This is a genomic window from Dactylosporangium siamense, assembly GCF_016862795.1.
Classification (GTDB): Bacteria; Actinomycetota; Actinomycetes; order Mycobacteriales; family Micromonosporaceae; genus Dactylosporangium; species Dactylosporangium siamense.
In genome coordinates, this window is the sequence record NZ_BONQ01000017.1 from 22,636 (window position 1) to 47,537 (window position 24,902).

Sequence of the window (24,902 nt, forward strand, 5' to 3'; positions counted from 1 at the left end):
ACCCTCCGGAAGGACCCCCGCCGATGCACCCGAGAATCCGAGCCGCCGCGGCGGTGCTGCTCATCAGCGGCGCCGCCGTCGCCCTGCCCGCACCCGCCAGTGCGCACACCACCATCAACCCCGCCCTGTTCCAGCAGGTCGAGCTCGCCAAGGGCATCAACGAGCTCGGTGAGCCGATGTCGATCACCGTGCTGCCGGACCGCTCCGTGCTGCACACCGCCCGCAACGGCACGCTGCGCCGCACCGACGCCGCCGGCACCACCACCGTGATCGGCAACCTGCCCGTCTACACCCACGACGAGGAAGGCCTGCAGGGCGTCGCCGCCGACCCCAACTTCGCCACGAACCGGCAGATCTACCTGTACTACGCGCCGCCGCTGAACACGCCCGGCGGTGACGCGCCCGCCGCCGGCGCCGACTGGACCCCGTGGAAGGGCGTCAACCGGCTGTCCCGGTTCACCCTGAACACCGACAACACGCTCAACACCGCCAGCGAGCGCACCGTCCTGGAGGTCGGCACCGACCGCGGCATGTGCTGCCACGTCGGCGGCGACATCGACTTCGACGCCGCGGGCAACCTGTACCTGTCCACCGGCGACGACTCCAACCCGTTCGACTCGGCCGGCTACGCGCCGATCGACGAACGCACCGACCGCAACCCCGCCTACGACGCGCAGCGCTCCGCCGGCAACACCAACGACCTGCGGGGCAAGATCCTGCGGATCAAGGTGGGCGCCGACGGCTCGTACACCGTCCCCAGCGGCAACCTGTTCGCGCCGGGCACGGCGAACACTCGGCCCGAGATCTACGCGATGGGCTTCCGCAACCCGTTCCGGATGGGCGTCGACAAGGCGACCGGCGCGATCTACGTCGGCGACTACGGCCCCGACGCCGGCACCACCGACCCGAACCGCGGGCCGTCCGGACAGGTCGAGTTCGACCGGGTCACCGCACCCGGCAACTACGGCTGGCCGTACTGCACCGGCACGAACACCTCCGCCGAGACCTACAACGAGTGGAACTTCGCCACGAACAGCACCGGACCCAAGTACAACTGCGCCGCGGGACCGGTGAACAACTCGTTCCGCAACACCGGGCAGGGCACGCTGCCCGCCGCGAAGGCCGCCTGGATCCGTTACGCCGGGGACGCCGGCAGCCCCCCGGAGTTCGGCAGCGGCTCCGAGTCGCCGATGGCGGGCCCCGTGTACCGCTACGACGCCGCGAACCCGTCGGCGGTCAAGTTCCCCGCCGACCTCGACGGGCACTTCTTCGCCGGCGAGTTCGGCCGCCGCTGGATCAAGGCGATCGACGTCAACGGCGACGGCTCGCCCGGCGCTATCGCGAACTTCCCCTGGTCCGGCATGCAGATCATGGACCAGGCGTTCGGCCCGGACGGCGCCCTGTACGTCCTGGACTACGGCGCCGGCTTCGGCAACGGCGACGCGAACTCCGCCCTGTACCGCATCGAGTACACCGGCGGCGGCAACCGCGCCCCCGTCGCGGTCGCCGCCGCGAACCCGACCTCCGGACCCGCGCCGCTCACCGTCACCTTCAGCTCGGCCGGCAGCAACGACCCCGAAGGCCAGGCGATCACCTACAGCTGGGCGTTCGGCGACGGCACCACGTCCACGGCGGCGAACCCGACGAAGACCTACAGCACCGCCGGGACCTACACCGCGACCCTGACCGTCCGCGACCCGCAGGGCGCCACCGGCAGCGCCAGCGTCCGGGTCTCCGCCGGCAACACCGTGCCCACGGTGCGGATCGTGACCCCGGCGAACGGCTCGCTCGTCTCGTTCGGCGACACCGTGCCCTACCAGATCACCGTCACCGACCCCGAGGACGGCACCGTCGACTGTGGACGGGTGAGGATGACGTACATCCTCGGCCACGACACCCATGGTCACCAGATCACGTCCCAGACCGGCTGCACCGGCTCGATCACCATCCCGCTCGACGGTGAGCACGACGCGGCCGCGAACATCTTCGCCGTGTTCGACGCCGAATACACCGACAACGGCGGCCTCACCACGCACACCCAGCACACCCTGCAGCCGCGGCACCGCCAGGCCGAACACTTCAGCGCCCAGCAGGGGGTGCAGACGTTCGACAAGGCCGGCGCCGAGGGCGGCAAGACCGTCGGGCAGATCGAGAACGGCGACTGGATCGCGTTCACCCCGTACCTGATGAACAACGCCACCTCGTTCACCGCCCGGGTCTCCTCCGGCGGCGCCGGCGGCACCCTGTCCCTGCGGGCCGGCTCGCCGACCGGCACGCTCATCGGGTCGGCCACCGTGCCGGCGACCGGCAGCTGGGACACGTTCGTCGACGTCACCGGCACCGTCTCCGGCGCACCCGCCACCGCCGGGCAGCTGTACCTGGTGTTCACCGGCGGCGCCGGCGCCCTGTTCGACGTCGACGCGTTCACCCTCAACACCGGCACCGTCCCGCCGCAGCCCGACGGGCGGGTCGAGGCGGAGTCGTACACCTCCCAATCCGGTGTCCAGGTCGTCGCCGACGGCACCGCGCACGGCGGCAACCGCGTCGGCTACATCGACGGCGGCGACTGGGTCGGGTATTCGGGCGTGAACGTCTCCGGCAAGACCGGGTTCACCGCCCGGGTCGCTTCCGGCGGGACCGGCGGCACCATCCAGGTCCGCTCCGGCTCCGCGACCGGGCCGCTGCTGGGCTCCGTCAACGTCGGCAACACCGGGGGCTACGGCACGTTCGTCGACGTGAGCACGTCCCTGAGCGCAGGCAGTGGTGCGTTGTTCCTCGTTTTCGTGGGTACGGGCACCGGCGGCCTGTTCGACGTCGACGACTTCGCCCTTTCCGGTGCGACGACTGTCACCAACCTCGCGTTGAACAAGACGGCCACGGCCGACAGTCAATGCGCGGCGACGGAAGGTCCGGCGAAGGCGGTGAACGGCACCGTCAACGGTGGCAACGCCGACAAGTGGTGCTCGCTCGGCGCCTCCAAGTGGTGGCGGGTCGACCTGGGGGCCACCGCCTCCGTCGGCCGGGTCGTCATCCGGCACGCCGGCGCGGGCGGGGAGAACGCCGCGTTCAACACCCGCGACTTCGACGTGCAGACCAGCACCGACGGGAACACCTGGACGACGGTGTCCCAGGTGCGCGGCAACACCGGCAACGTCACCACCTCCACGTTCACCGCCGCCGGCGCCCGCTACGTGCGGGTCAACGTCATCGCGCCCACCAGCAACGCCGACACCGCCGCCCGTCTCTACGAGGTAGAGGTCTACGCATCATGAGAAAGCTCCTCGCGCTCGCTACCGCCACCGCGGCCCTCTTGACGACCGCGGCCGTGCCCGCCTACGCCGACACCGCCTTCGACGTGCTCGTCTTCTCCAAGACCGCCGGGTTCCGGCACGACGCCATCCCGGCCGGCATCACCGCCATCCAGCAGCTCGGCGCGGCGAACGGCTTCACCGTCACCGCCACCGAGGACGCGGCCGCGTTCACCACCGCGAACCTCGCCCAGTACGAGGCCGTCGTCTTCCTCAGCACCACCGGCGACGTCCTCGACGCCGCGCAGCAGACCGCGTTCGAGTCCTACATCCGCGGCGGCGGCGGATACGTCGGGGTGCACGCCGCCGCCGACACCGAATACGACTGGCCGTTCTACGGCGATCTCGTCGGCGCCTGGTTCGCCTCCCACCCGGCGATCCAGCAGGCGACCCTCCGCGTCGAGGACCGCACCCACCCGGCGACCGCGCACCTCGGCGCCACCTGGGTCCGCACCGACGAGCTGTACAACTACCGGACCAACCCACGGGCCACCGCGCACGTGCTCGCCACCCTCGACGAGACCACGTACAGCGGCGGCACCATGGGCGCCGACCACCCCTTCGCCTGGTGCAAGACGATCCAGAGTGGACGGTCGTTCTACACCGGCGCCGGCCACACCCAGGAGTCCTATTCGGACAGTGCGTTCCGGGCCCACCTGCTCGGCGGGATCCGCTACGCCGGCGGCAAGGCGGCGGCCGACTGCAGCCCCGGGTCCGTTGTTCCAACGGGCCGGGTCGAGGCCGAGTCGTACACCTCCCAATCCGGTGTCCAGATCGTCGGTGACGGTGCCGCCCACGGTGGCAACCGCGTCGGCTACATCGACAACGGGGACTGGGTCGGCTATTCGGGCGTGAACGTGTCCGGCAAGACCGGGTTCACCGCCCGCGTCGCCTCGGGTGGCGCCGGCGGCAGCATCCAGATCCGCTCGGGCTCCGCCACCGGGCCGCTGCTGGGCACGCTGCCGGTGGCCAACACCGGCGGTTACGGCACGTTCGTGGACGTCTCCACGGCGCTTTCGTCGTCGTCGGGTCCGTTGTTCCTCGTTTTCGTGGGTACGGGCTCCGGCGGGCTGTTCGACGTCGACGACTTCGCCCTCACCGGTGGCTCGACGCCTCCGGCGACCAACCTGGCGCTGAACAAGACCGCCACCGCGGACAGCCAGTGCGCTGCCACGGAAGGCCCGGCGAAGGCCGTCAACGGCACCGTCAACGGTGGCAACGCCGACAAGTGGTGCTCGCTCGGCGCGTCCAAGTGGTGGCGGGTCGACCTCGGCGCCTCGGTGTCCGTCGGCCGGGTCGTCATCCGGCACGCCGGCGCGGGCGGGGAGAACACCGCGTTCAACACCCGCGACTTCGACGTGCAGACCAGCACCGACGGGAACACCTGGACGACCGTGTCCCAGGTGCGCGGCAACACCGCCAACGTCACCACCACCACGTTCGGCCCAGCCGGCGTCCGCTACCTGCGGGTCAACGTCATCGCGCCGACGAACAACGCCGACACCGCCGCCCGCCTCTACGAGGTCGAGGCCTACGCCGTGTAGGTTTCACGACCGTCGTGCCCGGGACCTGCGCATCGCGGTCCCGGGCATCGACATACCTCGTTGGGGTCCGCTGTACTGCGCCGATGCGGACCCTTCTCGCGCTCCTCACCGCCGCCGCCGTCGGCGCGGCCGCACTGCTCACGTTGCCGGCCGGACCCGCCGCCGCGGCCGCGGTGCGCATCATGCCGCTCGGCGACTCGATCACCGGCAACCCCGGCTGCTGGCGGGCGCTGCTCTGGAACGACCTGCAGGCCGGCGGTCACACCAACATCGACTTCGTCGGCACCCAGCCGCCGCAGGGCTGTTCGGTGCCGTACGACGGCGACGGCGAAGGCCACGGCGGCGCGCTCGTGACCGCGGTCGCCGACCAGAACCAGCTGCCCGCCTGGCTGTCGGCGAGCCGCCCCGACGTCGTGCTCATGCACTTCGGCACCAACGACGTGTGGAGCAACCGTTCCGTCGACGTGATCCTGGCCGCGTACGGCAAGCTGGTCGACCAGATGCGGGCCAGCAACCCGGCGATGCGGGTGCTCGTCGCGCAGATCATCCCGATGAACCCGTCCAGCTGCACCGAGTGCGCGGCCCGGGTCGTCGCGCTCAACGCCGCCATCCCCGGCTGGGCGGCCGCCAAGTCCACCGCCGCGTCGCCGGTCACGGTCGTGGACCAGTGGACCGGCTTCAGCACCGCCTACGACACCGGCGACGGCGTGCACCCCAACGCCACCGGCGACCGCAAGATCGCCTCCCGCTGGCTGCCCGCACTGGTCCGGGTCCTCGACGGCACCCAGCCGTCGGCGTCGCCTTCCGTCTCCCCGTCCCGCTCGGTCTCCCCGTCGCCGTCCCGGTCCACGCTGCCCTCCGACAGCGTCCCGCCGGTGCCCGGCTGTTCCGCCACCTACACGGTCGTCAACCAGTGGCCCGGCGGCTTCCAAGGCTCGGTGACCGTCCGCAACGGCTCCACAGCGGCGATCGGCGGCTGGACGGCGCGCTGGACGTACACCGGCGGCGAACAGATCACCCAGACCTGGGGCGCCACCTTCACCCAGTCGGGTCCGGCCGTGACCGCCGACAACACCCCCTGGAACGGCACCCTCGCACCGGGCGCCACCGCCACCTTCGGCTTCCTCGGCACCGGCACCCCGACGGTGCCACCCGTCATCTGCACCACCCACTGAGCTCTGCCAACCGGAAGGATCCCCGGGGTCAGGGCGCCGGGGATCCTTCCGGTTGTCGCGGAATGCGGCAGGTGCCGCAGCGGGTGGGTGTGCCGGTCCAGCCGGCCTGGTGCAGGGCTGCGGTCACCACCGTCGCGGTTTCGCAGGGGCGGGTGTTGACGTCGGCCCAGCCGAACCGCAGCGTGGACCAGCCCTGGATGGTGGCGGCGTTGTCGCGGTGCCGGTCCCGCCGCGGGTCGAGGTGTGCGGCCTGCCCGTCGAGCTCGACGATGAGCCGGTACTCGTCGTACTCGACGTCGCGGTAGGCGGTGGCCGCGCCGGTCCTGCGGCGCCGCTGCCGGGTCCCGGCCGGCAGGCCGTGCGGGCGTTCCACGTCGCGCAGGTAGCGCAGCTCCAGCAGCGAGTGGCAGCCGGCGCTCACGTCGGCGACGGCGCTGGTCAGTGCGTCGCGCCACCGCAGCCGCTGCCGCGCCTCGATCCCAGCGAGGAGCCGCCCGGAGGTGGTGAGCCGGCGGCCGCAGGCCCGCACCAGCCAGGAGATCGCGTCGTCGACCGTGGTCGCGGTCTGGGTCAGGTCCAGGACGGTGTCCACGACGCTCGTGCGGGCCGGCTCCCGCGCCGGCACCGCGACCGCAGCCACTGTGCGGTGGTGCCAGCGGACCCCGGGCAGCGTGCGTATCCGCCGGTCCGATGGGAGGCTCATGTGGATCGTCTCGGCGGGCTGGTCCAGCAGGCCGAGCAGTTCCGCGGCCGTCTCGTGGCTGAACACGGCGCCCCGGCCGGCGGTGAGCAGCGTCGCCCACAGCGTCGCGGTCCGCGCCGGCGGCCCGGAGAACGTCCAGTACACGCCGTTGAACGCCCGCCGCCACCGCCCGGCACGCAGCTGCGCCCGCACGGCGTCCTCGGTGAGGCCCGCTGCGATGGCCTGCGCGCGGGTGACCGCCCCGCCCTGCTCGTCGAACACCCCACCGATTGTCGGGGCACCCCCGCATGTGTTGACCCACCGCACTCGGACGCCCACGCAGCGGGTTCTTCGACAACCGGAAGGATCCCCGGTGCCCCGACCCCGGGGATCCTTCCGGTTGTCGCGGGTTACTGGGTGCTGGAGCCGGTGCGCAGGCGGACCTCGGCGCCGTTCTGCTCGTAGCTCTGCTGCGACACCTGGACCAGGACGGCGTCGCGGTGGAAGGCCGGGACGGTGACGGCGCCGCAGCTGACCATGGTGGCGCGCAGCTTGGCGACGGTGCGGGCGATGTTGGGGTACAGGCTGCCGGCGTAGGGCACGTACCCGTCGACGCCCTCCTCGAACTGCAGCTCCGTCTCGCCCTGGTCGTAGCGGGCGACGTTGCGGGCCCGCTGGGAGCCTTCGCCCCAGTATTCCTTGAACAGCTGGCCGTCGAGGTTCACCAGGTTGGAGGGGCTCTCGTCGAAGCGGGCGAAGTACCGCCCGAGCATGATGAAGTCGGCGCCGAGGGCCAGGGCGATCGCCATGTGGTAGTCGGCGAGGAGCCCGCCGTCGCAGCAGACGGGCACGTACACGCCGGTTTCCTGGGCGTAGCGGTCGCGTTCGGCGACGACGTCGATGAGCGCGGAGGCCTGACCGCGGCCGATGCCCTTCTGGTCGCGGGTGATGCAGATCGAGCCGCCGCCGATGCCGACCTTGACGAACGCGGCGCCGGCGTCGGCGAGGTACCGGAACCCGCGCCCGTCCACGACGTTGCCCGCGCCGACCGGGACCACGCCGCCGAGCTCGCCGACCGCGTACTGCAGGGTGTTGCGCTGCCAGGCGGAGTAGCCGTCGGAGGAGTCGATGCACAGCACGTCGGCGCCGGCCGCGACCAGGGCCGGGATGCGCTCACGGTAGTCGCGGGTGTTGATGCCCGCGCCGACCCGGAAGCGCTTGTCGTCGTCGATGGATTCGGTACGGAACTGCTTGTGCAGCTCGTAGTCGCGGCGCAGCACGATCGAGGCGAGGTGCCCGTCGGCGGTGACGATGGGCAGCAGGTCCAGCCGGTGGTCCCAGATGAGGGTGTTCGCGTCGGACAGCGAGATCGTCGGCGGCGCGGTGACCAGGCCCGCGGCCGGGCGCATCCGGGACTCGACGCTGTCGTTGAGGTCGTGCCGGTGCGGGTGGAAGTCCGCGGTGGAGATCAGCCCGACGAACAGCCCGCCCGGGCTGCCGTCGTCGGTGACCACGGCGATGTCCCGCTCGGCGGCCCGCAGCAGCCGGCTGACCTCGCCGAGGGTCGCGGACGGCTTCGTGTTGATGTCCGAGTGCCGGAAGCCGGCCTTGTGCCGCTTGACCGCGCTGACCGACTCCGCCTGCTCGGCGATGCGCTGGTTCTGGTGGATGAAGCTCAGCCCGCCGGTCTGCGCGAGCGCGATGGCGAGCCGGGGCGAGGACACCGCCTGCATGATCGCGCTGACCAGCGGCACGGCGATGCGCAGCGGCGACTCCCCGCCGACGGGGTGCCGCACGATCGGGGTCGACAGGTCGACGTTGTCCGGGGTGCACTCCTCGGTGGTGAGGTTCGGCACCAGCAGGTATTCGTTGAGGGTGCGGGAGACCTCGGGGAGGATCACGACCACGTGCCTGCTCCTATACACTCCGCCGCCGCGAAGACGCCGCAGAAGGCCCGACCGACGGCTTGGCTGGAATGCAGCCACACGCTACCAGCGCCACCGTTCCCGCCGCGGGCGGACGGGCAAAGGTCACCCGATGAGACCGGTGTACCGCTTCGGCGGCGGCGGGGCGAACTCGCCGTGCTTCGACGTGGACAGGCCGAGCGTGACGAGGGACTGCACGAGCAATGTCGCCGCCGCCACCCCGTCGACGACCGGGACACCGACGCGTTTCGACACGACCGCCGGCAGGTCCGCCATGCCCGCGCAGCCCAGCACGATGACGTCGGAGGAGTCGGCGGCGAGCGCGGCCCGGGCGACGGCGACGACCCGGTCGGTGACGGTCGGGTCCCGGTCGAGCTCCAGGACCGGGATGTCGCAGGCGTGCACGCCCCGGCAGACCCCGGCCGCGACGTACCGGCCGGCGAGGTCCCAGGCCCGGCCGCGGGTGCGGTCCAGCGTGGTGACGACGCTGAAGCCGCGGCCGAGCAGCGCCGCGGCGTGCATGGCTGCTTCGGCGATCCCGACGACCGGCCCGTCGGCCAGCTCCCGGGCGGCCTCCAGGCCGGGGTCGCCGAAGCAGGCGATGACGGTGCCGTCGGCCGGGTGCGCGCGGACGGCGGCGAGGATGCCGGGGACGCTGAGCGCCTCGTCGTAGTGGCTCTCGATGGACGCCGGGCCCATGGTGGACGTGACCGCCTCGACGTGGGTGCCCGGACCGGCGACGGCCCGGGCACTCAGCTCGATCTTCGCGGTCATCTCCGCCGTGGTGTTCGGATTGACGACCAGGATGCGCACCGCGATCAGGCCGCCGTGCGCCTGGTCAGGCCGAGGTGCACGACGAAGCCCAGCGCCATGCCGATGAACCAGCTGTACTGGGCGGTGGTGTGCATGCCGGGCCCGTGCGTCCACAGCACCGGCACGACCGCGACGACGGCACCGACCGCGGTGGCGATGATCGCCGGCGGGTTGTAGCCCTTCTTGTAGAAGTACTTCCCGGCCGCGTCCATGGTGAACATGTCGTCGACCGACACGACCTGCTTGCGCACCAGGTAGTAGTCGGCGATGAGCACCCCGAACAGCGGGCCGATCGCGGCGCCGAGGACCTCGAGGGTGTAGTGGATGACGTCGGGGTTGTTGTACAGGTTCCACGGCGTGATGAGCACCGACCCGACGGCCGCGATCATGCCGCCCATCCGCCAGCTGATCCGCTGCGGGCTGACGTTGGAGAAGTCGAACGCCGGGGAGATGAAGTTCGCCACGATGTTGATGCCGATGGTGGCGATGGTGAACGTCAGCGCGCCGAGCACGATCGCGAACGTGCTGTCGATCTTCGCCACCGTCTGGACGGGGTCGGTGATGAGCTCCCCGAAGATCGGGATGGTCAGCGACGACGTGACGACCACGAGAATCGAGAACGCGAGGAAGTTCACCGGCAGGCCGAGCAGATTGCCGCGCTTCACGGCGCCGAAGGACTTCCCGTACCGGGAGAAGTCCCCGAAGTTGAGCATCGGCCCGGAGAAGTAGGACACGACGAGCGCGATCGCCCCGAGCATGATCGGCACGGCGTCGAACCCGGTGTACTTGACCTCGCCGAGGTTCAGGTCGATCTCACCCCAGCCGGCCTTGTAGATCAGGTACCCGGCGAGCACGATCATCACCACGTACACCGCCGGCCCGCAGAAGTCGATGAACCTGCGGATCGTCTCCATGCCGGTCCAGAACACCGCCGCCTGCAGCACCCACAGCAGCGCGTAGGAGCACCAGCCGAGCAGCGGCAGCCCGAGGAACCCCCACTGGTCGACGTCCGCGTAGGGCGCGAGTCCCGGGAAGAGCTTCAGCACCACCACGTCCAGCGCGGCGGACGCGAGGTAGGTCTGGATGCCGTACCAGGCGACCGCGATACCGCCGCGGATGATGGCGGGCACGTTGGCGCCCAGGACACCGAACGCCACCCGGTTGATCACCGGATAGGGCACACCGGTGATCTGGCTGGGCTTGGCCACCAGGTTGCAGAAGAAGTAGACGATCGTGATGCCGACGACCAGCGACACGAGGACCTGCCAGCTGGACAGCCCCAGGGCGAACAGGCTGCCGGCCGTGACGTATCCGCCGACGCTGTGCACGTCGGACATCCAGAACGCGAAGATGTTGTACGAGCCCCACGACTGGGTCCGCAACGGCGCCAGGTCCTCGTTGGTGAGCCGGGGGTCGTAGCCGGGTTTGATGACGCCGGAGCCGACCGGCATGCCGGCGGCCTCGACCAGATCGTGTGGCCCGTCGTCGACGACGGGTTCCTGTGCGCGTGCCACTGTGTCGGCCATCCGGAACTCCCGAGGTAGTGCGGCTCGTTGCGCCCACGGTAGGAATCCGGTGTTTCACGTCGATGTTCGAAAACATATATCTGTTGTTCAGTCGGGCTCCGCGAACAGGCCCGTGTGCTGCGGCAACAGGGCGATGAACGTCTGCAGCCGCCGGTGGTGCTCGGTGCAGACCCGGATCAGCCCGTCCGCGTCCCGGGCGACGAACGCCTCCAGCATCCCGGCGTGGTCGCGGTGCAGCAGCTGCCGGTCCGCCCCGTCCAGGTGCGACATCGGCTGCAACGGCTCCGTCATGTTCCAGGCGGTGCCGAGCATGTGCAGCAGCCGCCGCATCCGGCACGGCCGGATCAGCGCGAGGTGGAAGCGGCGGCTCTCCCGGTGGTGCGCCCGCGGGTCCCCCTTGGCCACGGCGTCCTCGAGGGCCGCGTGCGCCGCCCGCGCCAGCTCGTCGTCCTCCGCCCGGGCGAACGCCACCGCGACCCGCATCGCCGCGGTCTCCAGGGCCTCCCGCACCAGGTAGATCTCCCCGAACTCCTGCGCCGTCATCTGCGCCACCCGATACCCCAGATGCGGCCGGTGGTCGACGAGGCCCTCCCCGATCAGCGTCATCAACGCCTCCCGCACCGGGATCCGGCTCACCCCGAACGCCGCCGCCACCCCGTCCACGGGGATCGGCGACCCGGGCGGCACCTCCCCGTCGAGAATGCACGCGCGCAGCTCGTCCAGGATCACACTCTGCGAACTGCCCAGCGGCTTCCCGGCAAGCCGCGAGATCAGCACCGACCGACGGCGTGGTCCGGCCATCCGCCACCTCCAGACGCGCCTCACGCTATCCCCGCCCGGTTATCGGCACGTTTCGCGCGCCTGGGTGGCCTAGCAGAGACCGGCCGCCCTCGCTCGCGCTGATCCCTCCCACCGTCCGCCGCTACTCCAAACGACGGCGATGTGCTTGGCCTCGAAAAGCTCATCCCGGGACGCTGCAGCCGGTCGGGCCGCAGGACCTGGCGCCGCTGTTCCCCATGTCGTTGATCGAGCAGGAGGTCACGCAGGAGCGGTACGTCGACATTCCCGACGAGGTGCTCGACGTGTACCGGCTGTGGCGGCCGTCGCCGCTGTTCCGGGCGCACCGGCTCGAGAAGGCGCTCGGGACGCCGGCGAAGATCTTCTACAAGTATGAAGGGGTGTCGCCGGCGGGGTCGCACAAGCCGAACACGGCCGTGCCGCAGGCGTACTACAACGCGGCCGCCGGGATCCGGCGGCTCACCACCGAGACCGGTGCCGGGCAGTGGGGGACGGCACTGGCGTTCGCGGGGGCGCAGTTCGGGCTCGACGTCGAGATCTGGCAGGTGCGCGCGTCGTACGACCAGAAGCCGTACCGCAAGATGATGATCGAGACGTTCGGCGGGACCATCCATGGAGGACCGGGAGCTGTCCGACGAGGCGCTCGCCGCCGCCGTGGCGCGGCTGCCGACGGTCTGACGGCGCGGCATCGAAGATCGCCGCTGGGTGCACCCGGTCGAGCTCCCCGGCTCCAGGCGGGGCACAATCCTGAAGATGGTGACGACGTTGACGGTCGACTGCGGTGGCGGCGGGCTCAAGGCCGCGGTGGTCGACGACACCGACACGCTGTGCTGCGAGCCGGTGCGGGTGCCGACGCCGTACCCGCTGCCGCCGGCCAGGCTGGTGGAGACGCTGCTGGGCATCGCGGCGGGGTTGCCGGCCGCGGACCGGGTGACGGTCGGGCTGCCGGGGATGATCCGGCACGGGGTGGTCGTCGCGACGCCGCACTTCGTCAACGAGGCCGGGCCGCACACCCCGGTCGACCCCGAGCTGTTCGCGTTGTGGAAGGGGTACGACGCCCGCGCCGAACTGGAACGCGCCTTCGGCCGGCCGGTCCTCGTGCTCAACGACGCCGAGGTGCACGGCGCGGCGCTGGTCGAGGGGCACGGCCTGGAGCTGGTGCTGACGCTCGGCACCGGGCTGGGCAGCGCCCTGTTCGACGACGGGCGGCTCGCCCCGCACCTGGAGCTGTCGCACGCGCCGTACTCGAAGGGCCGCACGTACGACGACCAGATCAGCGAGCTGGAGCGCCGGCGGCTCGGCGACCGGCGCTGGTCGCGGCGGGTGTTGCGGATCGTGGACGGGCTGCGGCCGGTGTTCCGCTGGGACCGGCTCTACCTCGGCGGCGGCAACACGGAACGGCTGGTGGTGCCCATGCCGGACGACGTGCGGCTGGTCGCGAACCAGGCCGGGGTGCGCGGCGGCTCACGCGCCTGGACGCTCATCGGCGTGTAACGCCCGTTTTGTCCTAAAAGAACATATCGTGGTTGGATGACCACGGTATGTGTCGACGTTCTGGAGACGGCGCTGGAGACGGCCAGGGGTGCCGTGGCCACCCTGAGCGCGCTGCCGTCGCCCGCCGACGACACCGGCGTGCCCGTCGTGCTGTGCCCGGGGCTGATCGGCTCGAAGGAGGACTTCCTGCCGCTGCTGCCCGCGCTCGCCGCCGCCGGGTACCGCGCCTACGCCTACGACTACCGCGGCCACTACGGCCTGACCGAGGACGACGACGATCACTCCATCCGCCGGCACGCCGAGGACCTGATGGCGGTCGCCGAGGCACTGGGGGAGCCGCACGTCGTCGGGCACTCCTACGGCGGGTTCGTGGTCCGCGCCGCCGCCCTCGCCGACCCGGCCAGGCTGCGCTCCGCCGCCCTCATCGGCAGCGGCCCAGGCATGGACAGCCCGCAGCACCGCAAGATCCTCGGCGGGTTCGACCACACGCTGTCGCTGCAGGGCAACGCCGTCCTGTGGCCGGTCGTGCGCCGGCTCATCCCCGAGGACGACGTCGCGCGGCGCGAGTTCTGGCGGACCCGGCTGCGGCTGATGCGCCCCGCGTTCGTCCGTGGTGCCCTGGCGTCCCTCGCCGGCGAGTCCGACCGGGCCGACGAGCTGCGTGCCAGCCGGCTGGCCCTGCTCGTCATGCACGGCCACCGCGACCGCAAACTGTGGTCGGCGAAGGAGTTCGCCGGCTACGCCGAACGCGCCGGCGCGTCCCTGGCGGTCATCGACGGCGCCGCGCACAGCCCCAACCTCGAACAGCCCGGCCCCACCGTGGAGGCGCTGCTGCGGTTCTGGGCCGAGACCGACCGGCGGCGGGCCCTGCGCACCTTCGTCGACCTCGTCCGCCCGTCCGCGCACGCCGACCCGTACCCGGCCTACCAGCGGCTGCGCCGGGCCGCCCCGGTGCTGCCGGTCCAGCTGCCCGGCAAGACCGAGGCGGTGGTGCTCACCCGGTACGCCGACTGCGCCCGCCTCCTGCAGGACGCCACGTTCGTCAGCGCCGGCGAGGCACCCGAGCTGCTCACCGCCGCCTGGCGTGAGCACCGGCTCGTTCGCTGCCTGTACCAGAGCTTCGGCTGGCGGGAGGGCGACGCGCACCTGCCGCTGCGCACCGACCTCGCCCGCCGGATCACCCCGCGGCGCTGCCCGGTCCAGCCCGCCGAGGTCGCCGGCATCGCCGACCGGGTCCTGGACGACTTCGCCGCCCAGCTGCGCGGGGGAGCGACGGTGAACCTGGCCGACGCGGTCGCGGTGCCGTTCGCGTCGCTGGTCACCGGGCGGCTGCTCGGCATCCCCGACGAGGCCGCGCTGCGCCTCGGCGTCGCGGCCCGGGCCGGGAGCGCGGCGTTCGAACCGTTCATCACGCCCCGGCAGCGCACCGCGATGGTGGCCGCCGGCGAGACGATCATCGACACCCTCGAGTCCCTCGCCGGCGACGGCCTCCTGGCGGTCGTGCGGGAGCACCGCCCGGACGGCGACGAGCAGTTCCTCGGCGACCTGGTCCTGCTGTACGGCGCCGCCTACGACTCCCCGGCGAGCCTGGTGACCCTCGGCGCCCGGCTGCTGCTCACCCACCCTTCGCAGGCGGCGGTGCTGCGGCAGGACCCGGCGACCGCCGAGCGGGCCGTGGACGAGATCCTGCGCTTCGACCCTCCGGTGCAGGTCGCGGTACGGATAGCGACCGCGCCGTGCGAGTTCGGCGACCTGGCCGTCGAACCCGGCACCGCGCTGCTGGGCATCATCGGCGCCGCGAACCGCGACCCGGCGTTCACCGACGACCCCGACGAGTTCCGCGTCACCCGCCGCACCACGCGGCCGGCGCTGTCCTTCGGGGCCGGCCGGCACTACTGCCCCGGCTCCGCCGTCGCCCGAACCCACGCCCAGGTGCTGTTCCCGATGCTGCTGCGCCGCTTTCCCGGCCTGCGGCTCGCCGGTACACCTCGATTCCGCTCACCCGGCACGATGCTGCGCGGTGTCGAGGACCTTCCCGTCGTCGATTGTGGGTCCCGCTGATGCGCGTGCTGTTCACCATCAACCCCGCCCCGGGGCACCTGTACGCGCTGGTCCCGCTCGCGTGGGCGATGCACCTGCGGGGCCACGAGGTCCTGGTCGCCGCGCCCCGGTCGATGGGGCAGCAGATCCGCCGGGCCGGCCTCAGCCACGCCGTCGTCGGCGGCGACGCGTCGTTCTTCGAGCTCTGGCCCGCGCACCTGCCGCTCGGCGGCAACGACACCCTCGACCTCGCCGTGTTCGCCGCCATCGCCGAACGCACCGGCGCCGACGTCGTCGGGCTCGCCCGCACCTGGCGGCCCGACCTGATCGTCACCGAACCCGTCGAGTACGCCGCGCCGCTCGCCGCCACGCTCCTGGGCATCCCGTGGGTGCTGCACCACTGGGGGCTGCCCGTCCCCGACGCCGTGCACCGCACCGCCCTCGCCGACGTCACCGACCGGCTGCTGCGCCTCGCCGACACCCTCGGCGTCGCCGGGATGGTCGCCGCGCCGCTGGCCACCGTCGACACCTGCCCGCCGTCGCTGTCCCTGGGCACCGCCGCGGGCCTGCCGATGCGGTACGTGCCGTACAACAGCGCCAGCACGCTGCCGGACTGGCTCTTCGCGCCGCGCGTGCGCCCCAGGATCTGCGTCTCCATGGGCACCGTGCCGATCCCCGAAGGGGTGGACGGGCTCACCGCCGCCGTCGAGGGCATGCGGGACCTGGACGTCGAGGTCGTCGTCAGCGGTGCCGGCGTCCACGGCATCGAGGACCTGCCGCCCAACGCCCGCCGCGCCGGCTGGCTGCCGCACCACCTGCTGCTGCCGACCTGCGACCTGTTCGTGCACCACGGCGGCTCCGGCAGCTCGATGGCCGCGCTCGGCGCCGGCCGCCCGCAGCTGGTCCTGCCGCAGATGTGCGACCAGTTCAGCATCGCCGAGCGGCTCACCGCCGCCGGCGTCGCGCGCAGCGTCGCCTTCGCCGACCGGTCCGCGGACACGGTCCGCGCCGCCGTGCGGGCGCTGCTGGCCGACACCGCCGTCACCCGCCGCGCCGGCCGGGTCCGCGACGAGATCGCCGCGATGCCGGCGCCGGACGCCGTCGCCACGACCCTGGCGGGACTGACGGACCGGGCCCGACCTGGCAAGGTGGAGGCATGTGCAGGAACATCCGGGTACTGAACAACTTCGAGCCGCCGGCGACCGAGGACGAGATCGAGGCCGCCGCCATGCAGTACGTGCGCAAGGTCAGCGGGATGACCCGCCCCTCGCAGGCGAACCAGGCCGCCTTCGACGCGGCCGTCGCGGCCGTCGCCGCCGCCACGCGTGAGCTGCTCGGTTCCCTGGTGACCCAGTCACCGCCGCGCGACCGGAAGATCGAGGCGGCGAAGGCGAAGGCCCGCGCCGCGGAGCGGTACGGCACCCGCGCCGAGTGAGGTAACCGGCGGCTGATCGGAACGAAAGCCCGGGCGGCGGCGTCGCACCGGGCATGAAGCGTCTCGCCGTCCTGCTCGCCCTCCTCGTCGTGCTCGCCGGCGGGGCCGTGGCCCTGCGCGGGCCGATCTACCGGCTCGCCTGCCCGGAGACGGTCACCAACTACGGGCAGATGCCGCGCCCGGCCGTCCCGCTCGTCCGGAGCCGCTACTTCGCCCAGGTCGGTGACGGCTTCGCCGTCGGCGGGCACCGCGACCCCATGCCGTCCGGGCGCCCGCGGGTCGAGGGCGACGCGTCGGCCGTCCGGTATGTCCGCGCCGAGACGTCGCCGACCGGGGAACGCTGCGGCACGGTCGTGGCCGGTTACCGGTACCACATCTACGTCGCTGAGCACGCCGGCGACGTCGTCATCGACGGGTATCAGATCCAGATCGCCGCGCGTCCCTGATTCGTAAAAAAATTGCAAAGCTCGGTCAGCATCTTGCGATGAAGCATCGACCAAGTTACGGTTCGATCCTTCATCGTTGCCGTTCCCCGCCAGGAGCGTGTCATGCGCCGTGCCCTGTACCTCCTCCTGCCGGCCGCATTGGCCGCACTCATGGTGATCGCCCTGCCGTCGGCCAACGCCGACATCACCACCGTTTCCGTGGACAACCTGCGCACCGGCTGGGACAGCGCCGAGCCGGGCCTCGCGCCCTCGGCGGTCTCCGCCTCCGACTTCGGCCAGCTGTTCTCGACCACCGTCGACGGCCAGGTGTACGCGCAGCCGATCGTCGCCGCCGGCACCCTGATCGCCGTCACCGAGAACAACTGGGTGTACGGCCTCAACCCGGCGACCGGCGCCGTGGCCTGGTCGCGCAGCGTCGGACCGGCGTGGCCGGCCGCGGCGATCGGCTGCGGTGACCTGGTGCCGAACATCGGCATCACCAGCACCCCGGTCTACGACCCGGCGACCGGCTCGGTGTTCTTCATGGCCAAGGTCAACGACGGGCCGGACGCCGATCACCCGCACTTCTACCTGCACTCGATCAACCCCGCGACCGGCGTGGAGCGGGCCGGCTGGCCGGTGACGATCCAGGGCTCGCCGACCAACGACCCGGGCACCACGTTCAACGCCAAGACCGCCGCGCAGCGGCCCGGCCTGCTCCTGCTCGACGGCGTCGTCTACGCCGGGTTCGCCAGCCACTGCGACTACGGCCCCTACGTCGGGTACGTCGCCGGTGTCCGCACCACATCGCCGCAGATGACGACGCTGTGGTCGACCGAGGCGGGCCGCAGCAACGGCATGGCCGGGATCTGGCAGTCCGGCGGTGGCCTCGTCTCCGACGGCGCCGGCCGGATCATCGTGGCCACCGGCAACGGCGTCTCGCCCGCGCCCGGCCCGGGCGCCAGCCCGCCCGGCACCCTCGCCGAGTCCGTGATCCGCCTGCAGGTCAACGGCGACGGGTCGCTGACCGCGAAGGACTTCTTCAGCCCGTTCAACAACAGCCGCCTCGACCAGGACGACACCGACTTCGGCTCCGGCGGCCCGATGGCGCTGCCCGCCGGCTTCGGCACCGCCGCCCACCCGCGCCTGCTGGTCCAGACGGGCAAGGACGGCCGCGTGTACCTGCTGGACCGCGACAACCTGGGCGGCAACGCGCAGGGTGCGGGCGGCGGGGACGCGTCCGTCGGGCCGCCCGCCGGGCCCTACAACGGCGTCTGGGGACACCCCGCGTTCTGGGGCGGCGACGGCGGCTACGTGTACCAGGTCGAGAACCAGGGTTTCCTGCGCGCCTTCAAGTACGGCGTCAACGGCGCCGGCCTGCCCGTCCTCACCTCGGCCGGGACGAGCGCGTCGACGTTCGGATACACCTCGGGCTCACCGCTCGTGACCTCCACCGGCACCACGTCCGGATCGGCGATCGTGTGGGCCGTCTACAGCGACGGGTCAAACGGCGCCAACGGCCAGCTCCGCGCCTACGACGCCCTGCCGGTCAACGGGCGGCTCAACCTGCGCTACAGCGCGCCGATCGGCATCGCGACGAAGTTCGCCACCCCCGCCGCCGACGGCGGCCGGGTCTTCGTCGGCACCCGCGACGGCCACCTCATCGGCTTCGGCCGGCCGACCACGGCGGCGCTGACCAGCAGCCCCACCGACTTCGGCAGCGTGGCGGTCGGCAGCACCGCCAACGCCACCGTCACCGTCACCGCGACGCGGGCCGTCAGCATCTCCGCGATCTCGACCGCCGCGCCGTTCGCCGCGACCCCGCCGACCCTGCCGGTGAACCTCACCGCCGGGCAGACCCTGTCGGTGCCGGTGCGCTACTCGCCCACCGCGACCGGCGGCGCCACCGGCAGCCTCACGTTCACCACCAACGGCGGCACCGTCCCGTTCGACCTGCACGGCGTCGGTACGCGACCAGGGCTGGGTGCGACGCCGTCGGCGCTGTCGTTCGGGACCGTCCCGACCGGGGCGAACAAGACCGTCGGCGTGAGCATCACCAACACCGGCACCGCTGCGGTGACCATCACCGGGTTCACCGCGCCCGCCGCGCCGTTCACGGCCACCGGCGTCCCCGCCAACGGCACGACCCTGGCCGCGGGCGCGTCGGTGTCGGTCTCCGTGCGGTACACCCCGGTCACCGCCGGCACGCAGAACAGCTCGTTCATCGTGACCAGCAGCGCCGGCTCGGTCACCGTGCCGGTCAGCGGCACCGCGGTCAGCGGCGCACCGCACCTGACCATCACGCCGAACCCGGTCGCGTTCGGGCAGGTGCAGGTCGGGCAGACGGCGACGGCGGTCTTCGACATCGCCAACACCGGCAACATCGCGTTGACCCTGACGAAGGCGGCACCGCCGGTCGGCGCGTTCAACACCACCACGCCCGTGTCGGAGGGGCAGCAGCTGTCACCGGGTGACGTCATCCACCAGACGGTCACGTTCACCCCGACCGCCACGGGAGCGCAGTCGGCGGTGTACTCGATCACCGGCGACGACGGGCAGGGCGCGATCCTCGTGCAGCTCACCGGCACCGGCGTGACCGGCGGCGGCTCGGGTGGAAACCTGGCGGCGGGCCGGCCGGTCACGTCCTCCACCGCGCAGGGCGGCTACCCGGCCACGAACGCGGTTGACGCCGACGCCAACTCGTACTGGGAGAGCGCCAACAACGCGTTCCCGCAATGGATCCAGGTCGACCTCGGGTCTGCTGTCGCCGTCGGCAAGGTGACGGTGAAGGTGCCGCCGGCCACGGCGTGGGCCGCCCGCCGGCAGACGATCGCGGTCCTCGACGGCGCCTCCGGTGCCGTGCTGCGTCCCGCTGCCGACGTGGCGTTCGACCCCGCGACCGGGAACACCGCGGACATCGCGGTCAGTGGCTCCGTGCGGTACCTGCGCCTGCAGATCACCGGCAACACGGGGTGGCCCGCCGGGCAGCTGTCGAGCCTGGAGGTGTACGGCTCGGGCAGCGGTCCTGGCGTGCTGTCCCTGAGCCCGTCGTCGTTGGCGTTCGAGGACACCCCGGTCAACGACAACAGTGACTGGCAGACCGTCCTGGTCACCAACACCGGCACCGGCCCGGCCACGGTCTCCGGGATCACCGCCACCGGCGACTTCACCCGGGTCACGACCTGCGGGACCGTCATCGCGGCGGGGGCGAACTGCACCGTCACGGTCACGTTCCACCCGACCACCGCCGGGTCGCGGACCGGTTCGCTGACGGTCTCCTACGGCGGGTCGTCGGTCGGTGTGGCCCTGTCCGGCACCGGCGTCGCCACCGGCACGGCGGCGCTGACCGCGGCGCCGACGTCGCTCAATTTCGCCGCCACCACGGTCGGCTCGTTCAGCGGCGCGCAGAACATCACCGTCACCAATACCGGCACCGCCGCGGCGACGATCTCCGCGGTCAGCGTCGCCGGGGACTACACGCAGACGAACACCTGTGGTTCGTCGATCGCGGTCGGTGGCAGCTGCGCGGTCAGCGTGGTGTTCCGGCCGACCGCGACGGGCACGCGGACGGGTTCCGTGACCGTGGCGTCCAACGCCGCGCCGTTGACCGTCGTCCTGTCCGGGCAGGGCGCCTCGGCGTCCGGGCCGAACCTCGCCCTGGGCCGGCCGACCACCCAGTCGTCGTCGACCCAGACGTACGGGTCCGGCAACGTCGTGGACGGCAACGCGAACACGTACTGGGAGAGCGCCAACAACGCGTTCCCGCAGTGGGTGCAGGTGGACCTCGGCGCCTCGCTGAGTGTCGGCCGGGTCACGCTGCGGCTGCCCCCGTCGACGGCGTGGGCGACCCGCACCCAGACGGTCACGGTCACCGACGGCGCGACCGGTGCCACGCTGCGCGGCTCGATCACGGTCACGTTCGACCCGGCCAGCGGCAACACGGCGATCCTGTCGTTCCCGGCGGCGAACGTGCGCTACCTGCGTCTGACGTTCACCGCCAACAGTGGCTGGCCCGCCGGGCAGCTGTCGGAACTGGAGGCATACAGCCTGTAGGCTTTCTGCCTCTGGGCATCCTGCTGTTGCATTGTGCGTTCTTGCGTTCTTGCGTTGTGGCGTTCGCCCGGGGTCTTCCGGCCCCGGGCTTTCGCGCGGGATCGAACCATACTTCACGGTGTGATATAAGTCATCCGTGCGTCTTGGGTAATCACCCGGTCGACGTATTCGAATCAACCGGACGTTCATCACCAAACGACTTCCGTGAGCACTAGGTTCACTCGACGACATGAGTGTGCCGCGCCAGATGGATTCGCCCGCCAGCGAGGCCACGGGAGGTTCGACGTGTGGAAGGGCCGCCTGGCCATCATCTCGCTGCTGGTCGTGTCGCTCTTGTCCGGGCTGTCGATGCTCACCGTCGGCGGCGCGAGCGACGACCAGCTCGAGGTCTACTCATGGTGGACCGGTCCCGGTGAGGAGGAGGGCCTGGCCGCGATGGCCGAGGCCTTCGAGGCCGCCAACCCCGGGATCCGTTTCGTCAACGCCGCCGTTTCCGGCGGCGCCGGCTCGAACGCCAAGGCGATCCTGGCCAGCCGGCTGCTCGCCAACGACCCGCCCGACTCCTACCAGCGGCACGCGGGCCTCGAACTGCTCGACGACGTGCGCTCCGGCAAGGTCCAGGACCTCACGTCGCTGTACGAGGAGCAGGGCTGGGGCAAGGTCTTCCCGAAGGGCCTGCTGGACAACCTCACCATCGACGGCAAGATCTACGCCGTGCCCGTGAACATCCACCGGGCGAACCTCATCTGGTACAACCCCCGCACCCTTCGCGACCTCGGCATCCCCGGACCGCCGAAGACGTGGGCGGAGTTCCTGGACCAGGCCGCGACCATCAAGGGCAAGGGCAAGGTGCCCCTCGCCGTCGGCCCGGAGTGGACGCAGAAGCACCTCATGGAGACCGTCCTGCTCGGCGAGCTCGGCGCCGACAGCTACGAGCGGCTCTTCTCCGGCGACCTGCGCTGGACCTCGACCGAGGTGAAGTCGGCGCTGGACGTGTTCGGCAAGGTGCTCGACGCCTCCGACGTGAAGTCCGCGGCGGGGGAGTGGCAGCTGCAGCTCGACCGGATCGTCGAGGGCTCCGCGGTGTACGCGGTGATGGGCGACTGGAGCTCCTCCTACCTCGAGCAGGCGAAGAAGCTGCAGTGGAAGGAAGGCTACGACGTGGCCACCTCCCCGGGCACCGACGGCGTCTACGACTTCCTCTCCGACTCCTTCACCCTGCCGACCGGCGTGCGCAGCCCCGACCTGTCGCGCAAGTGGCTCATCGAGTGCGGCTCCGCCGCCGGGCAGAACCTCTTCAACCCCCTCAAGGGCTCGATTCCCGCCCGCACCGATGCTCCTGCTGATCTCTACCGGGGCTACCTCGGCTGGACGCTGCAGCAGTGGCGCGACCCGAAGACCCGCATCGTCGGCTCCCTCGCGCACGGCGTCGTGGCCAACAACGCCTACAACGCCGAGATCGACTCGGCGCTCGGGCTGTACGTCCAGCACGGCGACCTGGGCAAGTTCGCCAGCACCGTGCAGCAGCAGTTCCAGGAGACACGATGAGCGCCCCAGTCCACGTGCCGCGGCACTCCAACGCCCCGCCGGCCGTCCCGTTCACGCCACCGCCGATCCGCCGCCGCAAGCGCCGCGGCCCGGCGTGGCTGGCCGGGTTCCTCCTCGTGTCGCCGTCCCTGATCCTCATCGGCGTCTTCGTCTACGGCTTCCTCGGCTGGAACGTCCGCGTCTCCTTCACCAACTGGCGTGGCCTGTCGCCCTCCTACCACTTCGTGGGCATCGACAACTACACGCGGCTCCTGCACGACGAACGCTGGCACGCCGACGTGCGCAACCTCGTCGTCTTCACCTTCGTCTTCGTCGGCGGCGCCCTCCTGCTCGGCTTCGTCATGGCCATGCTGCTGGACAAGGGCGTCCGCGGCGAAGGCTTCCTGCGCGGCGTCTTCCTCTTCCCGATGGCCATCTCGTTCATCGCCACCGCCATCGTCTGGCGCTGGCTGCTGGACAACGGCTCCGGCGACGACACCGCCGGCCTGAACAAGCTCTTCGCCGTCGCCGGCCTGGACTTCCTGCGCAGCGACTGGCACAAGTCCGACTCGATCTGGGCGATCGCCGCCGTCGCGCTCCCCGCCGGCTGGGCCCTCTCCGGCTACGTCATGGCCCTCTTCCTCGCCGGCATGCGCGGCGTGCCCGAGGCCCTGCGCGAATCCGCCCGCCTCGACGGCGCCAGCGAGACCCAGGTCTTCTGGCACGTCGTCCGCCCCGCCCTACGCCCCGTCACCTTCAGCGCCATGCTCATCATGATTCACATCTCGCTGAAGACGTTTGACCTTCTGTACGCCCTGGACCAGGGCAACCTGCGCATCGACACCCCCTCGCTCTACATGTGGTTCACCACCTTCGACGGCGGCTTCTACGACCGCGGCGCGACCATCGCGACGGTCCTGCTCATCGGTGTGGCTCTGGTCGTCGGCCCCTATGTCTGGTACGCCCTGCGCACGGAACGGCGGTAGACGCATGGTGCCCTGGTTCGCCTGTACGTCGTCCCGTTCCGCCTTGCTTCGGTCCGACTCGCTTTGCTCCGCCTTGCTTTGGTGCGACTTGCTTTGCTCCGGCTCGCTTTGCTCCGGCTCGCTTGGCTCCGACTGGCCTGGCTCCGACTCGTTTCCGGGACGGGGGTAGTCGTCATGGTGCGTGCAACCGCCACGGTGCCCCGGCAGGTGGCCTCCGATCCCATTCCGCCCGCAGCGTCGAAAGCCGCCGGCGGCGCTCGCAGCGTCGTGCGTTACGTCGTGCTGTGGGCTCTCGCGTGCTTCTTCCTCCTACCGGTGTACGTCCTCGTCGTCACGTCCTTCAAAGACCCCGTCGACGTGTCGGCCACCAGGATCTGGGAGCTGCCGACCAGCCTCTCGATGGACAACTTCGGCCTCGTCTGGCCCAAGCTCTCCTCCGGCTTCCGCAACAGCCTCTCCCTGGCGATCCCGGCCAGCCTTCTCTCCGCGCTGCTCGGCTGCGCCAACGGCTTCGTGCTGTCGAAGATCCGCTTCCCGTTCTCCAACGTGGTCTTCCCGCTGATCCTGTTCGGCATCTTCGTGCCCTACCAGGCCGTCATCATCCCCGTCTCGCAGACCATGACGGCGGTCGGCCTGCGCGGCGGCAACGACCCGACGGGCGGCCTCGCCGGCCTGATGCTCATCCACATCATCTACGGCCTGCCGATCACGACCCTCATCTTCCGCAACCACTTCGTGGCCATGTCCAACACTCTGCTCGAGTCGGCCCGCCTCGACGGCGCCGGCATCCTGCGCAGCTTCGTCGACATCGCCGTGCCCCTCGCCAAGCCGGCCTTCGCGGTCGCGATCATCTGGCAGTTCACCTCCTCATGGAACGACTTCATGTTCGGCGCCATGATGACCAGCCGCGACTCCTGGCCGGTGACGATCGCCCTGAACAACATCGCCGGCGGTCAGTCCGTCCCCTTCGGCCAGGCGATGGCCGGCGCCCTGCTGGTGAGCCTCCCCACACTCGCCCTGTACATCATGCTGGGCCGCTTCTTCATGCGAGGCCTGCTCGCCGGCACCCTGCAAGACTGAGATGGGTACCCGCACCCTCCCTTCCTAGGCACAATTACCGATGCGCCGCACCCGCCTTTGCCGCGATGCTCCTCCATGCGATCGATTCCCG

17 protein-coding genes and 1 pseudogene are annotated in these 24,902 nt (G+C 71.4%); 13 read left to right on the forward strand and 5 right to left on the reverse strand.

Annotated elements, in window-relative coordinates:
• Nucleotides 1-23 precede the first annotated feature (23 nt).
• From Dsi01nite_RS04010 to Dsi01nite_RS04020, 3 genes are all read left to right on the forward strand, one after another.
• A complete protein-coding gene (locus tag Dsi01nite_RS04010) occupies nt 24-3,272 on the forward strand; it encodes a carbohydrate-binding protein (protein ID WP_203844631.1) in 3,249 nt (1,082 codons plus the stop codon).
• Nucleotides 3,269-4,852, forward strand: coding sequence for a ThuA domain-containing protein (locus tag Dsi01nite_RS04015; protein ID WP_239135667.1), 1,584 nt, complete (start codon nt 3,269-3,271; stop codon nt 4,850-4,852). The genes Dsi01nite_RS04010 and Dsi01nite_RS04015 overlap by 4 nt, the downstream gene beginning before the upstream one ends.
• An 83-nt stretch (nt 4,853-4,935) precedes the next feature.
• The gene (locus tag Dsi01nite_RS04020) at nt 4,936-6,027 is read left to right on the forward strand and encodes a cellulose binding domain-containing protein (RefSeq protein WP_203844632.1); all 1,092 of its coding nucleotides are present in this window, start codon (nt 4,936-4,938) and stop codon (nt 6,025-6,027) included.
• A 28-nt stretch (nt 6,028-6,055) separates the two neighbouring features.
• Here the strand turns inward: Dsi01nite_RS04020 and Dsi01nite_RS04025 are convergent, their stop codons facing one another.
• The 5 genes from Dsi01nite_RS04025 to Dsi01nite_RS04045 form a co-directional block, all read right to left on the reverse strand.
• Nucleotides 6,056-6,991, reverse strand: coding sequence for a type IV toxin-antitoxin system AbiEi family antitoxin domain-containing protein (locus Dsi01nite_RS04025; protein WP_203844633.1), 936 nt, complete (start codon nt 6,989-6,991; stop codon nt 6,056-6,058).
• Nucleotides 6,992-7,119: 128 nt separating this feature from the next.
• Nucleotides 7,120-8,616: an IMP dehydrogenase gene (locus tag Dsi01nite_RS04030; protein ID WP_203844634.1), complete on the reverse strand. Its 1,497-nt coding sequence runs from the start codon at nt 8,614-8,616 to the stop codon at nt 7,120-7,122.
• A gap of 123 nt (nt 8,617-8,739) precedes the next feature.
• Nucleotides 8,740-9,447, reverse strand: coding sequence for an aspartate/glutamate racemase family protein (locus tag Dsi01nite_RS04035; RefSeq protein ID WP_239135668.1), 708 nt, complete (start codon nt 9,445-9,447; stop codon nt 8,740-8,742).
• Between the two features lie 5 nt (nt 9,448-9,452).
• The gene (locus Dsi01nite_RS04040; RefSeq protein WP_203844635.1) at nt 9,453-10,973 is read right to left on the reverse strand and encodes an NCS1 family nucleobase:cation symporter-1; all 1,521 of its coding nucleotides are present in this window, start codon (nt 10,971-10,973) and stop codon (nt 9,453-9,455) included.
• A gap of 87 nt (nt 10,974-11,060) precedes the next feature.
• Nucleotides 11,061-11,750: a GntR family transcriptional regulator gene (locus tag Dsi01nite_RS04045; RefSeq protein WP_239135669.1), complete on the reverse strand. Its 690-nt coding sequence runs from the start codon at nt 11,748-11,750 to the stop codon at nt 11,061-11,063.
• Nucleotides 11,751-11,989: 239 nt separating this feature from the next.
• Between Dsi01nite_RS04045 and Dsi01nite_RS04050 the strand changes: the two are divergent.
• From Dsi01nite_RS04050 to Dsi01nite_RS04095, 10 genes and pseudogenes are all read left to right on the forward strand, one after another.
• A pseudogene (locus Dsi01nite_RS04050) lies at nt 11,990-12,409 on the forward strand (pyridoxal-phosphate dependent enzyme); the annotation flags it as partial.
• A 115-nt stretch (nt 12,410-12,524) separates the two neighbouring features.
• Entirely contained in the window at nt 12,525-13,265 is a 741-nt protein-coding gene (locus tag Dsi01nite_RS04055) for an ROK family protein (protein WP_203844637.1), read from the forward strand.
• Between the two features lie 36 nt (nt 13,266-13,301).
• Nucleotides 13,302-15,326: an alpha/beta fold hydrolase gene (locus Dsi01nite_RS04060; protein WP_203844638.1), complete on the forward strand. Its 2,025-nt coding sequence runs from the start codon at nt 13,302-13,304 to the stop codon at nt 15,324-15,326.
• A complete protein-coding gene (locus tag Dsi01nite_RS04065; RefSeq protein WP_203844639.1) occupies nt 15,326-16,486 on the forward strand; it encodes a nucleotide disphospho-sugar-binding domain-containing protein in 1,161 nt (386 codons plus the stop codon). Before Dsi01nite_RS04060 ends, Dsi01nite_RS04065 begins: the two co-directional genes overlap by 1 nt.
• On the forward strand, nt 16,462-16,740 hold the full coding sequence (locus Dsi01nite_RS04070) for a DUF2277 domain-containing protein (RefSeq protein WP_203844640.1): 279 nt from the start codon (nt 16,462-16,464) through the stop codon (nt 16,738-16,740). Before Dsi01nite_RS04065 ends, Dsi01nite_RS04070 begins: the two co-directional genes overlap by 25 nt.
• A 53-nt stretch (nt 16,741-16,793) precedes the next feature.
• Nucleotides 16,794-17,186: a hypothetical protein gene (locus Dsi01nite_RS04075; protein ID WP_203844641.1), complete on the forward strand. Its 393-nt coding sequence runs from the start codon at nt 16,794-16,796 to the stop codon at nt 17,184-17,186.
• Between the two features lie 102 nt (nt 17,187-17,288).
• Nucleotides 17,289-21,218 carry a choice-of-anchor D domain-containing protein gene (locus Dsi01nite_RS04080; RefSeq protein WP_203844642.1) on the forward strand — a complete coding sequence of 1,310 codons (3,930 nt, stop codon included), beginning with the start codon at nt 17,289-17,291 and terminating at the stop codon, nt 21,216-21,218.
• A gap of 285 nt (nt 21,219-21,503) precedes the next feature.
• Nucleotides 21,504-22,766, forward strand: a complete 1,263-nt coding sequence (locus Dsi01nite_RS04085; RefSeq protein ID WP_203844643.1) for an ABC transporter substrate-binding protein — start codon at nt 21,504-21,506, stop codon at nt 22,764-22,766.
• Nucleotides 22,763-23,731 (forward strand): carbohydrate ABC transporter permease, encoded by a 969-nt coding sequence (locus Dsi01nite_RS04090; protein WP_203844644.1) that lies wholly within the window; start codon nt 22,763-22,765, stop codon nt 23,729-23,731. Before Dsi01nite_RS04085 ends, Dsi01nite_RS04090 begins: the two co-directional genes overlap by 4 nt.
• Nucleotides 23,732-23,905: 174 nt before the next feature.
• Entirely contained in the window at nt 23,906-24,811 is a 906-nt protein-coding gene (locus Dsi01nite_RS04095) for a carbohydrate ABC transporter permease (RefSeq protein WP_203844645.1), read from the forward strand.
• Nucleotides 24,812-24,902 lie beyond the last annotated feature (91 nt).

Coding starts and splice junctions, on each gene's coding strand:
- Dsi01nite_RS04010 (WP_203844631.1), top strand. CDS start 24: ATGCACCCGAGAATCCGAGCCGCCGCGGCGGTGCTGCTCATCAGCGGC.
- Dsi01nite_RS04015 (WP_239135667.1), top strand. CDS start 3,269: ATGAGAAAGCTCCTCGCGCTCGCTACCGCCACCGCGGCCCTCTTGACG.
- Dsi01nite_RS04020 (WP_203844632.1), top strand. CDS start 4,936: ATGCGGACCCTTCTCGCGCTCCTCACCGCCGCCGCCGTCGGCGCGGCC.
- Dsi01nite_RS04040 (WP_203844635.1), bottom strand. CDS start 10,973: ATGGCCGACACAGTGGCACGCGCACAGGAACCCGTCGTCGACGACGGG.
- Dsi01nite_RS04055 (WP_203844637.1), top strand. CDS start 12,525: ATGGTGACGACGTTGACGGTCGACTGCGGTGGCGGCGGGCTCAAGGCC.
- Dsi01nite_RS04060 (WP_203844638.1), top strand. CDS start 13,302: ATGACCACGGTATGTGTCGACGTTCTGGAGACGGCGCTGGAGACGGCC.
- Dsi01nite_RS04065 (WP_203844639.1), top strand. CDS start 15,326: ATGCGCGTGCTGTTCACCATCAACCCCGCCCCGGGGCACCTGTACGCG.
- Dsi01nite_RS04070 (WP_203844640.1), top strand. CDS start 16,462: ATGTGCAGGAACATCCGGGTACTGAACAACTTCGAGCCGCCGGCGACC.
- Dsi01nite_RS04075 (WP_203844641.1), top strand. CDS start 16,794: ATGAAGCGTCTCGCCGTCCTGCTCGCCCTCCTCGTCGTGCTCGCCGGC.
- Dsi01nite_RS04080 (WP_203844642.1), top strand. CDS start 17,289: ATGCGCCGTGCCCTGTACCTCCTCCTGCCGGCCGCATTGGCCGCACTC.
- Dsi01nite_RS04090 (WP_203844644.1), top strand. CDS start 22,763: ATGAGCGCCCCAGTCCACGTGCCGCGGCACTCCAACGCCCCGCCGGCC.
- Dsi01nite_RS04095 (WP_203844645.1), top strand. CDS start 23,906: ATGGTGCGTGCAACCGCCACGGTGCCCCGGCAGGTGGCCTCCGATCCC.